Source organism: Nonomuraea sp. NPDC052634, from assembly GCF_040678535.1.
Classification (GTDB): domain Bacteria; phylum Actinomycetota; class Actinomycetes; order Streptosporangiales; family Streptosporangiaceae; genus Nonomuraea; species Nonomuraea fastidiosa.
The window spans coordinates 1,495,144-1,508,824 of the sequence record NZ_JBFATY010000001.1; the positions used below are offsets into that span (position 1 = coordinate 1,495,144).

The 13,681-nt window shown below is 72.0% G+C and carries 14 protein-coding genes; 9 read left to right on the top strand and 5 right to left on the bottom strand.

All coding sequences use genetic code 11. The features are described from left to right. Positions 1–35: 35 nt before the first annotated feature. Complete coding sequence (locus tag AB0K67_RS06810; protein WP_364054050.1) at positions 36–500, bottom strand: SRPBCC domain-containing protein; 465 nt, start codon at positions 498–500, stop codon at positions 36–38. Next, positions 457–819, bottom strand: a complete 363-nt coding sequence (locus AB0K67_RS06815; RefSeq protein WP_364054053.1) for a metalloregulator ArsR/SmtB family transcription factor — start codon at positions 817–819, stop codon at positions 457–459. Before AB0K67_RS06815 ends, AB0K67_RS06810 begins: the two co-directional genes overlap by 44 nt. Positions 820–991: 172 nt before the next feature. Here AB0K67_RS06815 and AB0K67_RS06820 point away from each other — a divergent pair, with 172 nt between their 5' ends. After that, positions 992–1,645: a permease prefix domain 1-containing protein gene (locus tag AB0K67_RS06820; protein WP_364054056.1), complete on the top strand. Its 654-nt coding sequence runs from the start codon at positions 992–994 to the stop codon at positions 1,643–1,645. A 22-nt stretch (positions 1,646–1,667) separates the two neighbouring features. Here AB0K67_RS06820 and AB0K67_RS06825 read toward each other — a convergent pair whose 3' ends face one another. Further along, positions 1,668–2,003 (bottom strand): helix-turn-helix transcriptional regulator, encoded by a 336-nt coding sequence (locus tag AB0K67_RS06825; protein WP_364054059.1) that lies wholly within the window; start codon positions 2,001–2,003, stop codon positions 1,668–1,670. A 101-nt stretch (positions 2,004–2,104) separates the two neighbouring features. Between AB0K67_RS06825 and AB0K67_RS06830 the strand changes: the two genes are divergently transcribed. From AB0K67_RS06830 to AB0K67_RS06865, 8 genes are all read left to right on the top strand, one after another. Next, positions 2,105–3,274 carry a cytochrome ubiquinol oxidase subunit I gene (locus tag AB0K67_RS06830; protein WP_364054062.1) on the top strand — a complete coding sequence of 390 codons (1,170 nt, stop codon included), beginning with the start codon at positions 2,105–2,107 and terminating at the stop codon, positions 3,272–3,274. A gap of 13 nt (positions 3,275–3,287) precedes the next feature. Then, the gene (locus AB0K67_RS06835) at positions 3,288–4,052 is read left to right on the top strand and encodes a cytochrome d ubiquinol oxidase subunit II (RefSeq protein WP_364054065.1); all 765 of its coding nucleotides are present in this window, start codon (positions 3,288–3,290) and stop codon (positions 4,050–4,052) included. Between the two features lie 54 nt (positions 4,053–4,106). Continuing rightward, positions 4,107–5,906, top strand: a complete 1,800-nt coding sequence (gene cydD, locus AB0K67_RS06840; protein WP_364054068.1) for a thiol reductant ABC exporter subunit CydD — start codon at positions 4,107–4,109, stop codon at positions 5,904–5,906. Further along, positions 5,903–7,624 carry a thiol reductant ABC exporter subunit CydC gene (gene cydC, locus AB0K67_RS06845; protein WP_364054071.1) on the top strand — a complete coding sequence of 574 codons (1,722 nt, stop codon included), beginning with the start codon at positions 5,903–5,905 and terminating at the stop codon, positions 7,622–7,624. The genes cydD and cydC overlap by 4 nt, the downstream gene beginning before the upstream one ends. Positions 7,625–7,703: 79 nt before the next feature. Next, positions 7,704–8,333, top strand: a complete 630-nt coding sequence (locus tag AB0K67_RS06850; RefSeq protein ID WP_364054074.1) for a hypothetical protein — start codon at positions 7,704–7,706, stop codon at positions 8,331–8,333. Further along, entirely contained in the window at positions 8,330–8,671 is a 342-nt protein-coding gene (locus AB0K67_RS06855) for a transcriptional regulator (protein WP_364054076.1), read from the top strand. The genes AB0K67_RS06850 and AB0K67_RS06855 overlap by 4 nt, the downstream gene beginning before the upstream one ends. Beyond that, positions 8,668–9,549 (top strand): ABC transporter ATP-binding protein, encoded by an 882-nt coding sequence (locus AB0K67_RS06860; RefSeq protein ID WP_364054079.1) that lies wholly within the window; start codon positions 8,668–8,670, stop codon positions 9,547–9,549. Before AB0K67_RS06855 ends, AB0K67_RS06860 begins: the two co-directional genes overlap by 4 nt. Continuing rightward, entirely contained in the window at positions 9,542–10,282 is a 741-nt protein-coding gene (locus tag AB0K67_RS06865; protein WP_364054081.1) for an ABC transporter permease, read from the top strand. Before AB0K67_RS06860 ends, AB0K67_RS06865 begins: the two co-directional genes overlap by 8 nt. A gap of 86 nt (positions 10,283–10,368) precedes the next feature. Here the strand turns inward: AB0K67_RS06865 and AB0K67_RS06870 are convergent, their stop codons facing one another. Both AB0K67_RS06870 and AB0K67_RS06875 read right to left on the bottom strand, forming a co-directional pair. Beyond that, complete coding sequence (locus AB0K67_RS06870) at positions 10,369–11,610, bottom strand: trypsin-like peptidase domain-containing protein (RefSeq protein WP_364054084.1); 1,242 nt, start codon at positions 11,608–11,610, stop codon at positions 10,369–10,371. A 159-nt stretch (positions 11,611–11,769) separates the two neighbouring features. Next, on the bottom strand, positions 11,770–13,305 hold the full coding sequence (locus AB0K67_RS06875) for an acyl-CoA synthetase (protein WP_364054087.1): 1,536 nt from the start codon (positions 13,303–13,305) through the stop codon (positions 11,770–11,772). Positions 13,306–13,681: the final 376 nt, after the last annotated feature.

Sequence of the window (13,681 nt, forward strand, 5' to 3'; positions counted from 1 at the left end):
GGGGCGTTCCCCGCCGACCGCCGCCCAGGCAGGGGTCAGAACTCGGCGGCGATCTCTTCGATGGCGGCGAAGTGCCCGCGCCAGCCGCCGCCCATGATGCGCCGCGACATCTGCTGCAGCTCGTCGTCCGGATCGAAGCCCTCGTGGTCGAGGAAGAGCCGGGTGCCCTTGCCCTCGGGCTCCAGCCGCCACGTCACGGTCCAGTCCGCCCGGCCGTCGCTCCAGGCGAGCCTGAGCAGCTTCTCCGGCTCGATGGCCAGCACCTCGCAGCGCACGATCCCGTCGAAGCCGACCTGCGGCCTGGGCGTGGTGGTGAACGTGAAGCGGTGGCCGACCTCGGGCTTGAAGTCGTTCGGCATCAGCCAGCGGGCCATCAGCTCCGGCTCGGTGAGCGCCCGCCACACCTTGGCCGGCGGGTGGGCGAGGAACTGATCGAGCCTGATGGCCCGGCGGTCGTCATCGGTCTTGGGGGTTCCCGCCGGGGGCAGGGTCGGTGGCATCGTCGTCCTCCATGTCGTCGAGCAGGGTGGAGAGCGCGGCGAGACGTTCCCGCCAGAAGCGCTCGTACGGGCTGAGCCAGTCGCGGATCTCCATGAGCGGCCCCGCCTCCAGCCGGTAGTGGCGCTCGCGGCCCCTGCGGCTCTCGGAGACCAGCCCCGCGTCCTTGAGCACCTTGAGGTGCTCCGACACGCTGGGCCTGCTCATGTCGAAGTGCTCGGCCAGCCGCCCGGCGGGCTGGGCGCCCTCGTCGAGCAGCAGGCGCAGCAGCTCGCGCCGCACCGGGCTGGCCAGGGCGCTGAAGACGTGGTCGGTGCTCACGTCCGGCCGCCCTTCACATGGCCGCGGGCGCGAGCAGCGACGGTCGCGAGTAAGGAGATGGGCATGTCGGACACTATACGTAGGTTTTTTCCTACATGTCACCCCCGGCCTCCGGCGCAATATCAGGGAATTCCCCGATGAAGCCCAGGGTCGTGCTCTCTAGACTTGAGCCATGCTCATCGACGACTACGTGTCCGAGCTTGATCGGGCCCTGTGCGGCCCTCCGGGACCCAAGCGCGACCTGGTCGTCGAGGCACGTGACAGCCTGCTCGACACCGCCGAGGCACTCGAGGCCGAAGGGCTCGATCGGGAGGAGGCCGAGCGGCAGGCGGTGAAGGAGTTCGGCGACATCGCCGAGATCACCCCCGGCTACCAGATGGAGCTGACCGCCGCGTCGGGCCGGCGGCTGGGCACGCTGCTGTTCGTGAGCGTGCCGATCACGGTCGCGATGTGGTCGGTGCTGTGGCGGATCTACCCCGGCGACGCCGCCGCCTGGGCCGCCGCGCCCGCCTGGTCCGGCGTCGTCTCCGAGCTGATCGACGTGCTCCAGCTCGCCACCGGCGTGTACGGCGGCCTGGTGGTCTTCGCGCTGAGCAGGGGCGCCCGCTGGATCAAGCGGCCCCGTCTCGCCATCAGGTCGATGGCCTTCATGGTCTTCGGCACGCTGGCGATCACCGCCGGGCTGTCGCTGGTGCTGTCGCTCGCCCTGGACACCTCGGCCTCGCTCGCCCCGCTGCCGGCCCTGCTGGCGAACCTGGTCACCTCGGCGATGTGGGGCCTGCAGATCTACGGCGCCACGCAGTGCGTGCGCGTGACGCGTTCCTGAGCCCGGCTCACCCCAGCCCGGCTCACCCCAGCGCTGCGGACTCGGCGCGCAGCACGCTGCCGATCACGGTGGAGAACTCCCGCCAGGCCGATCGCTCTCCCTGAAGCTGCTTCCTCCCCGATTCGGTGAGCCGATAGGTGCGGCGCTTGCGCCCGCCCACGGTCGCCCACTCGCTCGACAGGTAACCGATGCGCTCGAGCCTGCGCAGCGCCGGATAGACGGTGCCGGTGGGCACGCTGAGCACTCCCCCGCTGCGCTCCTGCAGGGCCTCGATGATGGCATAGCCGTGCAGCGGCTCGTCCTCCAGCACGGAGAGCAGCAGAGCGTCCATGTGCCCGCGCAACGCGTCCGGATTCATGACTTCGATCCTAGTGACCGGTCTCCCATGTAGCCAGTCTACATGTAGACTTTCTACGTGTAGGCTACCTACGTATCGAGGGACACGACTTCGGAGCGGTGATGGACGTCCTGGATCTGGCACGCACACAGTTCGCGTTGACCGGCAGCCTGCACTTCCTGTTCGTGGTGCTCACGCTGGGCCTGGCGCCACTCGTGGCGATCATGCACACCCGGTGGGCACGGACCGGGCAGCCGCTGCACGAGCGCATGACGCGCTTCTGGGGGCAGATCTACGTGATCAACTACGCGCTCGGCATCGTGACCGGGCTCGTCATGGAGTTCCAGTTCGGGCTGGCGTGGAGCGGGCTGACCGACTACGCGGGCGACGTGTTCGGCGCGCCGCTCGCCATGGAGACGCTGCTCGCCTTCTTCCTGGAGTCCACCTTCCTCGGCCTGTGGATCTTCGGCTGGGGCCGGCTGCCCAAGTGGGCGCACGTGGCCTGCATCTGGGCGGTGACGCTCACCGCGTACGCGAGCGCGTTCTTCATCATGGTCGCCAACTCGTTCCTGCAGAACCCGGCGGGCGCCGTCGCCGACGGCGAGCGGCTGCGGCTGGCGGACTTCGGCGCGCTGCTCACCAACAAGGCGCTGACCTTCTCGTTCCCGCACGTCATCGGGGCCGGGCTGTTCACCGGCGGGATGGTGCTGGTGGGCGCGAGCGCGTACCGGCTGTGGCGGCGCGCGGAGGAGACGGAGTTCTTCGGCCGGTCGCTGCGCACCGGCGTGCTCGCCGCCGCCCTCGGCATCATGGTGACCGTCGCCTTCGGCTACGCCCAGTTCGGCGGCGTCGCCGAGGGCAAGTTCGGCAGCGGCAACGTGCCGGCGTCCGTGGCGCTCGGTTTCATGATCGAGATCGGCCAGCTCCTGGCGCTGGTCGTGCTGTTCGTGATGCTGCCGCTGATCCGGGTGCTGCCGCGGGCCCGCTGGGCGCACCCGGTGCTCATGCTGATGACACCGCTGCCGTTCATCCTGGCGATCCTCGGCTGGATGGCCAGGGAGATCGGCAGGCAGCCGTGGATGATCTGGGAGCGGCTCACCGTCGCCGACGCCATGACGCCCGGCCTGACCGCCGGCATGGTGACGACCTCGCTGATCGGATTCACCGCCGTGCTCGGGCTGCTGGCGGTCGTCGACTACGTGCTCATCGCCCGCGCGATCAGGCGGGGCCCGCAGGCGCCCGACCTCGGCGCCACCGCCGAGAGCACGCCCTCCCCCGCCCTGACCTACTGAAGAGGTGCTGACGATGGAGCTGCTGTGGTTCGCCGTCTTCACGGTGCTGCTGACCGGTTACTTCGCCCTTGAGGGCTTCGACCTCGGTGTGGGGCTGCTGCTGCCGCTGCTCGGCAGGACGCGCGCCGACCGGGACCGCATGGTGGCCGCGATCGCCCCGTACGTGCTGGCCAACGAGGTGTGGCTGGTCGCCGTGGGCGGGACGCTCGCCGGGGTCTACCCGCTGCTGGACGGCCGGGTGCTGTCCGCCCTGTATCCGCTGGTCGTGGCCATGCTGCTGAGCTGGGTGCTGCGCGATGCCGGGCTGTGGTTCCGCCGCAGGGCCGGCGGCACGGTCTGGCGGGGCTTCTGGGACGCCGCCATCGCGTTCGGCTCGCTCGGCCTGTCCGCCGGCTGGGGCATGGCCCTGTACGCCGCCGCCACCGGCTTCCAGGCCCCCGCGGTGCACCCGCTCGGGCTGCTGCTCGGCGTCGTGGTGACGCTGCTGTTCGCCTTCCACGGCTGGACGTTCCTGGCCTGGCGCACGCCCGGCGTGTTCGGGGCCGCGCGGTCCGGGCGGGCGCTGCTGGTGTCGGGGGCGGCGGCCGCGCTGCCCGCGCTCGGAGTGCTGGTGGCCGCGATGCCGTACCTGCTGGAGCACACCGCTCCCCCGGCCACGCTGAATGTGCTCAGTCTCATGGTCCTGCCTGTCGCGCCCATCCTGGTAGGGGCGCAAGTATGGGTATGGCGCACTTTCCGGCCAGGCAAGGACGCCGTCCTGCTCCCGTCGTTCTTCTGAGGACCACCGAGGGCTACTACTAGGGGCTCTGTGCACAAGGGTTTGCTTTCGCTCATGCGGGCCGAGCGCGCGGTCCGCACGCATCTCGCCGTCACCATGGCCGCCGCCGTGCTCGCAGGGCTGCTCGTGCTGGTGCAGGCCGAGCTGCTCGCGGGCGTGCTGTCCGGGCGGTTCACCGCGGCCGCGCTCGGCGTACTGGCGGCCGTGGTCGGGGTGCGGGCGCTGCTGGCCTGGACACAGGGCGTCTTCGCCGGGCGCACCGCCACCGGCGTCAAGTCCGCGCTGCGCCGGCGGCTGCTCGGACGGCTGCGCGAGCTGGGCCCCGCCCGGCTGACCGCCCACCGCTCCGGCGAGCTGGTCACGCTCGCCGGACGCGGTCTCGACGGGCTCGACAACTACCTGACCGGCTACCTGCCGTCCATCGCCGTGGCCGGTGTCGTGCCGCTGGCCGTGCTCGTCCGGCTGTTCGCCGCCGACCTGGCCAGCGCCGTGATCGTGCTGGTGACGCTGCCGCTGATCCCGATCTTCGGCGCGCTCGTCGGCATGACCACCAAGGCCGTCACCGAACGTCAGTTCAAGGCGCTGTCGCGGCTCGGCGGCCACTTCCTCGACGTCGTGCGCGGGCTGCCCACGCTGCGCGCCTTCGGCCGGGCCCGCTACCAGGCCGGCGTCATCCGGCAGGTCGCCGACGCGCACCGCAGCGCCACCATGCGGACGCTGCGGGTGGCGTTCCTGTCGTCGCTCGTGCTGGAGCTGTGCGCCTCGCTGTCGCTGGCACTGGTCGCGGTGCCGATCGGGCTGCGGCTGCTCGGCGGCTCGCTGGACCTGACGACGGCGCTGCTGGTGCTGCTGCTCGCGCCTGAGGCGTACCTGCCGCTGCGGGCCATGGGGACGCGTTTCCACGCCTCCATGGAGGGCGTGGCGGCGGCCGACGCGGCCTTCGCCGTCCTGGACGCCGAGACCGGCGAGCGCACGGGCGGGACCCGCGAGGTCGCGGGCGGCGGCGCGCCGGAGATCCGGCTGGAGAACGTCACCGTGCGCTACCCCGGCCGCGACACGCCCGCCCTTGAGGACGTCTCGCTGACCATCGCGCCGGGCGAGCGGGTGGCGCTGGTGGGCGAGAGCGGCGGCGGCAAGAGCACGCTGCTCCACCTCATACTCGGTTTCGTCCAGCCGTCCTCGGGCCGGGTCCTGATCGACGGTGCCGACCTGCGCGAGCTCGACCTCGCGGGGTGGCGGGCGAGGCTCGCCTTCGTGGCGCAGCGGCCGCATCTGTTCGCCGCGTCGGTGGCCGACAACATCCGGCTCGGGGCCCCCTCCGCCTCGCTCGACGACGTGCGCAGGGCGGCCGAGGCGGCGCACGCCGACTTCGTCGCCGATCTGCCGCAGGGGTTCGACACGGTGCTGGGCGAGCGCGGCGCGAACCTGTCGGCGGGGCAGCGCCAGCGGGTCGCCCTGGCCCGCGCCTTCTGCCGCCCCGACGCCTCGGTGCTGCTCCTCGACGAGCCCACGGCCCGGCTCGACGGCCGCAGCGAGGCCGCGGTGGTGGCGGCCACCGCCAAGCTGGCCCAGGGCCGTACGGCGGTCATCGTCGCGCACCGGCCCGCCATGATCGAGCTCGCCGACCGCGTGATCCGCGTCCACGACGGCCGCATCCTCTCCGACACCGCCAGGACCGGCACCCGGGCGGATGGCGCGGCGGCCGAGGACGTACGCGTGGCGCTTCAGGACGGCGAGCGGGCCCAGCAGGCACACGCGGAGCCAGAGGACGGCGAGCGGGCCCAGCAGGCACACGCGGAGGCTCGGGACGGCGCGCCTGCCGGGCAAGCACGTGGGGAAGGGAGCGGACGATGAAGCGGCGGTTGGGCCTGCGCCTGTGGTGGGCGGTGCTGGCCGGGTCGGCGGCCGACCTGGCCGGTCTCGGGCTCATCGCGGCGGCCGCCTGGCTGATCACCCGGGCCGCCGAGCAGCCGCCGCTGGCCGCGCTGAGCGTGGCGATCGTGGCGACCAGGGCGTTCGCCACGAGCAAGGGCGTCTTCCGCTACGCCGAGCGCCTCACCGGCCACGACGTCGCCCTGCGCGCCCAGGCGGGCACCAGGGAGGACCTGTACGAGGCGCTCATCCCGCCGCAGCGCCCCCGCCACGGCGGTGCCGATCTGTTGAGCCGCATGGTGGACGACACCGAGGCCGTCCAGGACCTGCTGGTCCGCTGCCTGCTGCCGGCCGTGGCCGCGGCGATCGCCGGCCTCGCGGCCGTGGTCATCGGGCTGACGATCCTGCCGGTGGCGGCGCTGGTGCTGCTGGCGGGCCTGGCGCTGGCCGGGGTGCTGCTGCCCGCGGGCACGGCCGCCGCGGCGCGCCGCTGGTCGGCGCGGATCGCCCCGGCGCGGGCGGCGCTGGCGGGCCGGGTGGCCGACCTGGTGCACGGCTCGGCCGACCTGGCCGCGTACGGCGCGGACGGGGCGGCCCTGGACCGGGCGCTGGCGGCCGATGACGCGCTGGCCGCACTCGAACGCCGCCAGGCCCGCGTGCACGCCGCCGCCCTGGCCGGCGGCACCCTGCTGCAGGGCCTGACCGTGGCGGCCGTGGTGCTGCTCGCCCAGTCGGCGGGCGTGGACTCGGTCGGCACGGCGGTGCTCGCTCTGACCGGGCTGGTGGCGTTCGAGCCGGTGCTGCCGCTGGCGGCGGCGGGCGAGCGGATGGCGGGCATCACGGCGGCGCTGCGGCGGCTGCGCGAGGTGCGCTCGTCGGAGCCGGCCGTCACCGAGCCCGCCGCGCCCAAGCCCCGCCCCGAGCCGCCGCTCACCATCGAGATCGAGGACCTCGTGGTCCGCCACCCGGCGCTCGACGGGGAGGCACGCGACGGCGACCACCCGGCCCCCTACGGCGGTCGCCCGGCGCTCGACGGGGTGTCGCTGCGGGTCGAGCCCGGCCGGCGGGTGGCGATCGTCGGGCCGAGCGGCGCGGGCAAGAGCACGCTGCTGGCCGCCCTCATGCGCCTGGTCGAGCCCGACTCCGGCCGCATCACGGTGAACGGCGTGGACGTGCGCGACCTGCCGGGCGACGACGTACGCGCCCTCATGACCGGCCTCACCCAGGACCCGTACATCTTCCGCGCGAGCCTGCGCGACAACCTGCGCCTGGCGGGCCCCGACGCGGACGACGAGCGGCTGCTGCGGGCGGTGCGCGACGCCCGCCTGGACGGCTGGGTCGAGCGGACCGGCTGGGACACCGAGCTGGGCGAGGACGGCAGGACGGTGTCGGGCGGCCAGCTCCAGCGGCTGGCGCTGGCCAGGGCGCTGCTGTACGACCCGCCTGTGCTGCTGCTCGACGAGCCGGCCGAGGCGCTCGACGAGGAGACCGCCGACCGGCTCATGGAGGATCTGCTCGACGTCACCCGCGACCGCACGACGCTGCTGGTGACCCACCGGCTCAAGGGCCTGGAGTCGGTCGACGAGGTGATCGTGCTGGAGGACGGCCGGGTGACGCAGCGCGGCACGCACGACGAGCTGGTACGCGTGCCCGGCTACTACCGCGACCTGTGGGAGTCGGAGGTCCTCACCCGGCGGTGACCGCCCCGTGCCCGCGAGTTGAGTTGGCGACGCCATCAGGTTTAAAGTGCAAACTACTTTATTGATTCGAGGAGTTTGCATGGTCGATGACGATGAGCGCGCGCCCAGCCCCGAGGAGATGCTGCGGGTCATCGAGGAGCAGAGCCACGCCACCGTGCGGCTGCTGCAGGGCGACCCGCGCCTGCTCTACGTCCCGTGGGGGGTGTCCTGGCTGCTCGGCTTCGCCGCCCTGTTCCTGCACTACGGCCTCGACGGGCGCTCCTACCTGCCGATCTCGCAGATGCAGGCGGTGAGCGTGCTGATGGGGGCCATGATCGTGGCGGGGGCGGTGTCCGCGTACGGGATCGTCAAGATGAACAAGTCGGTGCGCGGCGACACCTCGGCCAGGGGCGCGATGTACGGCTACGCGTGGCTGGCGGGCATGGTGCTGGCCTCGCTCATCGCGATCAGGCTGGGCCCGATGCTGCCCGCCGCCGAGCGCGGCCTGCTGTGGGCGGGCGGCCCGCTGCTGGTCGTCGCGTTGCTCTACATGCTGGGCGGCGCCATCTGGCTCAACTGGCCGATGTTCTTCATCGGCGGCTGGACGGCCGGTGTGAACGCGCTGGGCGTGCTGCTCGGCCCCGGCCCGCACGCGCTGCTGACGGCGGTTCTGCTGGGCGGCGGGTTCATCGCGGCCGGGCTGTGGCTGTGGCGGAGGCAGCGCGGGTGAGCGGGGACGCGGAGAACAAGCCAGGGGGCGCGCCGCCCGAGCTGGACCCGGTGATCCACGCCCAGGCGAGGCTGCGCGTGGTGGCCGCGCTCAACGTGCTGGCCGACGGCGACGAGATGGCGTTCAACTCGCTCAAGGAACTGCTCGGCATGACGGCGGGCAACCTGTCGGTGCACCTCACCAAGCTGGAGGACGCCGGCTACGTCCGCATCACCAAGACACACAGGGGCCGCACGCCCGTCACGTACGTGGCGCTGACCAAGCGCGGGCGGCTGGCCTTCGAGGAGTACACCGCGGCGATCCGCGCCCTGCTGGACAACGCTGGAGGAGTCCGATGACGGTTCTGGCCCGCGCCTTAGAGGTGACCCGCCGCTACGGCGACGTGGTGGCGCTCGACCGCGTCTCGCTCGACATCGGGGCGGGCGAGCTGGTCGGCCTGCTGGGCCCCAACGGGGCCGGCAAGTCCACGCTGCTCAGCCTGTTCGCCGGGCTGCGCCGGCCGACGTCGGGCACCATCGAGCTGCTCGGCGGCTCGCCGCTCGACCCGGTGACGCGGCGCGGCATCGGCGTGACCCCGCAGGAGACGGGGCTGCCGGAGTCGCTGCGGGTCGGCGAGGTGGTCGACTTCGTCTGCGCCCACTACCCCGATCCGGTCGGCAGGAAGGAGCTGCTCGGCCGGTTCGGGCTCGACGACCTGGCCGGGCGTCAGGTCGGCGGGCTGTCGGGCGGTCAGCGGCGGCGGCTGGCGGTGGCGCTCGCGTTCGCCGGGAACCCGCGGCTGGTCTTCCTCGACGAGCCGACCACCGGTCTCGACGTCGAGGCCAGGCACGCCCTGTGGGCGGGCGTCACGGCCTTTCACGACAGCGGCGGCACGGTGCTGCTGACCAGCCACTACCTGGAGGAGATCGAGGCGCTGGCCGAGCGGGTCGTGGTGCTGGGCCACGGCCGGGTGCTGGCCGACGACACGGTGAACGCGATCCGCGGCCTGGTGGGCGTGCGGCGCGTCTCGCTGGTGGCCGAGCGCCTGCCCGAACTGCCCGGCGTGCTCGGCAGCGAGCGGGCCGGCGACCGGATCACCCTGGTCACCACCGACCCCGACCGGCTGGTGGTCGAGCTGGTCCGCAGCGGCGCGCCGTTCTCCGGCCTGGAGATCAGGCCCACCACGTTGGAAGAGGCGTTCCTCACGATCACCGGCAAGGAGTCGGCCCATGTCTAGCCTGGTCGCCGCGCACACCCGCGTCCTGCTGCTCGAACAGCTCAGAGTGCCCATCGGCCTGGCGGCGGGCGCGCTGTTCCCGGCCATAGCGCTGCTGGCGTTCGTGGTGCCGTTCGCCGGTGACGATCCGCGGGCGGCCACGATGGCGACGGCGTCGCTGATGCTGTTCGGCGCGATGTCACAGGCGATCATCGGGCTGGCGGTCACGGTGTCGCAGGACCGCGAGCAGCCCTGGAACCCCTACGTCCGCACGCTGCCCGCCGGGCCGTTCCCCCGCTTCGCGGGGCGGATCCTCGCCGCGGTGGTGCAGATCCTGCTCGGGGTGGTGCCGGTGCTGCTGGTCGCGGCGCTGTTCACCCTGGCCGTCATCACGCCGGTGCGGCTGCTCGCGGCGCTGGCGACGCTGGTCGCGGGCTCGGTGCCGTTCATGCTGATGGGGCTGTGCGTCGGGTTCCTGCTGACCGCCAAGGCGGCGATCGCGGTGTCGCAGCTGCTGTTCTTTCCGCTCGGCGTGCTGGGCGGGCTGCTGCTGCCGCCGCAGATCCTGCCGGGGGTCGTGGAGGCGGTCTCGCCGTTCACGCCCGCGCGTGGCGTGGCCGAGCTGCTGTGGGCGGTGACGGCGGGCACGACGCCCGACGGGGTGGCGCTGGCGGCGCTGGCCGGCTGGACGGTGCTGGCCGCCGTAGGGGCCGTGTGGGCGTACCGCCGCGACGAGGGGCGGCGCTTCACCTGAGGGGATGTGCCGGAGAACTGGGGGGGTGTGCCGCCGAGTCCGCAGCGATCTCGACGACACACCCGTCCATGAGGGGGTCCCGTGTGTTACGCGTTCTCCGCGAGGGTGACGTTCACCTCGTGACTGTCGCCATCCCTCATATATGTGATCTTGACCTCTTGGCCGGGTTTGAAACCTCTGACCTGCCCAACAACGGTATCGCCTCCGTCAACCATCTTGTCACCGATCTTCGTGATGAGGTCGCCTTGCTGCAGTCCGGCCTTGTCCGCCGGACTTCCGGGGGTGACCTCTCTGATCAGCGCGCCTGGCACGTCGCCGGTGGCGTCGGTCACGCTCACGCCGAGCCAGGCGTGCGTGACCTTGCCGCTGGAGATGAGCTGCTCGGAGACCTGCTTGGCGGTGTTGACCGGGATGGCGAAGCCGACGCCGCCGCCCGCCGCCTCGGAGGCGATCGCGGTGTTGATGCCGACGAGCTCGCCCGCCGCGTTCACCAGCGCACCGCCGGAGTTTCCGGGGTTGATCGAGGCGTCGGTCTGGATGGCGCCACCGATCGTGGTGGGCATGCTCTCATTGGCCTGCGGCCAGCCGGGCGGGAGCTGCCTGCGCTCCTGGTTGCCGAGGTTCAGCGTACGGTCGAGCGCGCTGACGATGCCCGCCGTGACGGACCCGTCGAGGCCGAGCGGGCTGCCGATGGCCAGCACCGGGTCGCCGACCCTGAGCTTGTCGCTGTCGCCGAGCGTGGCCTTGACCAGGCCCGAGACGCCCTCGGCCTTGATGACGGCGAGGTCGGTCGCCGGGTCGGTGCCGACGATGGTGGCCCGCGCTGTCTTGCCGTCGCTGAACTTGACCGTCATCTGGCCGCCCTGGCCCGCCCCCACGACCACGTGGTTGTTGGTGAGGATCATGCCGTCCTCCGACAGCACCACGCCGGAGCCCTCACCGGTCTGCCCCTTGATCATCACGACCGTGGGCTGCACCTTGGCCGCCACCTCGGCCACCGTGAGCTGGTCGGAGGCCGACTTGAAGACCGGGCCGGGAGTCACGGGAGCGCTGCTCGCGACCGGCTCAGGCTGGAACGAGGTGGCGACAGCGGCCCCCACGACGCCGCCGACGACGGCCATGGCGGCCATGGCGAGACCCGCGATGACCTTCTGGCCGACGGTGAAGCGCGCCTGTTTGGGCTGCGCCGGCGGTGGCGGCGGCACCTCCATGACGATCGTCTCCCGTCGGGGAAAGCCCCCGGCTATCGGCGGGGTGGCGCCGAACTGGCTCCACCCACCGGAGTCCCGCCGCTCGGGACCCTGCTCGCGAGGCTCGTTCGCGTTCATCCTGTCATCTCCCTCGAATCCCTCTGCTTCAAGGGTGTCAAGACTCTCGTAAGAGCGGGCTAAGAGCGGAATTCCGCGGGCGCCGCACGCCCTGATGCGGCGCTCATCGGACGAGCTCGCGGCGGGCGCGCGGGGTGCGGAGCCTCCGTTCGATCTTTCTTAACGTCCGGCGGGCCAGTACTCGTCCCTCAGCAGCCGCTTGTAAAGCTTGCCGGTCGGGTGGCGGGGCAGCTCGGCCCGGAAGTCCACCGACTTGGGGCACTTGTAGTGGGCCAGGTGCTCGCGGCAGTACGCGATCAGCTCCGACTCCAGCTCCGGTCCCGCCTCGTCCATGTTCACCGGCTCGACCACGGCCTTGACCTGCTCGCCCATCTCCTCGTCCGGCACGCCGAACACCGCCACGTCGGCCACCTTCGGATGCACCGACAGCACGTTCTCGGCCTCCTGCGGGTAGATGTTCACACCACCTGAGATGATCATGTACGAGCGGCGGTCGGTCAAATACAGGAAGCCCTCCTCGTCGAGGTAGCCGATGTCGCCCAGCGTCGTCCAGCCCCTGCCCTTCGGGTCCTGGGCCGAGCGGGTCTTGTCGGGGTCGCCGTGGTACTCGAAGCGGCCGCCCTTCTCGAAGTAGATCGTGCCGTGCTCGCCCGGCGGCAGGTCATCGCCGTTCTCGTCGCAGATGTGCACGATGCCGAGCAGGGAGCGGCCGACCGTGCCCTTGTGCGTCAGCCAGTCCTCAGGGCCGACGTAGAGGAAGCCGTTGCCCTCGGTGCCCGCGTAGTACTCGTGGATGATCGGTCCCCACCACTGCATCATCTGCTCCTTGACCGGGATGGGGCAGGGCGCGGCGGCGTGGATGGCGTACTTGAGCGAGGAGACGTCGTACTTGGCGCGGACCTCCTGCGGCAGCTTCAGCATCTTGATGAACATCGTCGGTACGAGCTGCGTGTGCGTCACCGCGTACCGCTCGACCGCCGCCAGGTACTGCTCGGGGTCGAAGCGCTCCATCACCACCACCGTGGCGCCGAGGCGCTGGAACGACATGCAGTAGCGCAGCGGCGCGGCGTGGTAGAGCGGGGCGGGCGAGAGGTAGACGCTGCCGGCCGTCGGCGCGAACAGGGCCTGGATGAGCTTGAGCAGCATGCCGGGCTCCTCCAGCGGGCCGTGCGAGGCGGGCACCTTGACGCCTTTGGGGCGGCCGGTCGTGCCGGAGGAGTAGAGCATGTCGGCACCGGTGCACTCGTCCGCGATGGGCGTCGCCGGGTGGGCGGCGACGGCCCGCTCGTACGAGGTGAAGCCCTCGGCCTCGCCGTCGAGCATGAGCCGCAGCTCGACGTCCGGGGTGGCGGCGGTGACGGAGGTGGCGACGGCGGCCAGGTCGGCGCTGGAGATGAAGACCCGGGCGCCGCAGTTGCCGACGATGTAGGCCAGCTCGTCGGTCTGCAGCCGGGAGCTGATGGGGGTGTAGTACAGGCCGGCGCGGTGCGCGGCCCAGGCGACGGCGAGGAAGAGCGGGTGGTTGGGCAGCATGAAGGCGACGTGGTCGCCGGGGCGCAGGCCGGCGGAGCGGAACAGGTGGGCCAGCCGGTTCGACTCCTCGTCCAGCTCGCGGTAGGTGATGACGCGTCCGGAGCCCGCCATGATCACAGCGGGCTTGTCGGGGGTGACTGCTGCGATGGCTCCCGGATACATGAACAGAACAGTATTCGGTTACTTTGCCACCCGCCAGAACCGAAACAGCCGGCATCAGAGCCGGAACGGCCCACACCAGAACCGCAACGGCCCAGCAGAACCGGAATAGCCCCGCCGGAACCGCAACGGCCCAGCAGAACCGGAACAGCCCAGCAGAACCGCAACGCCAGCAGAACCGGAACAGCCCCGCCAGAACCGGAACAGCCCCCGCGCGAGCCGGAACTCACGCGGGGGCCGCAACGGACACCGGGCCGGGATCTCACGCCCGCGCGAACCGGAGTTCGCGCGGGAACCGCGACGCACCGGGCCGGACCCGTGCGGGCGCTCTATCGCGGGCGGGCGCTCACGTCGGCTGCACCGGTGGTGACGGCCTGGA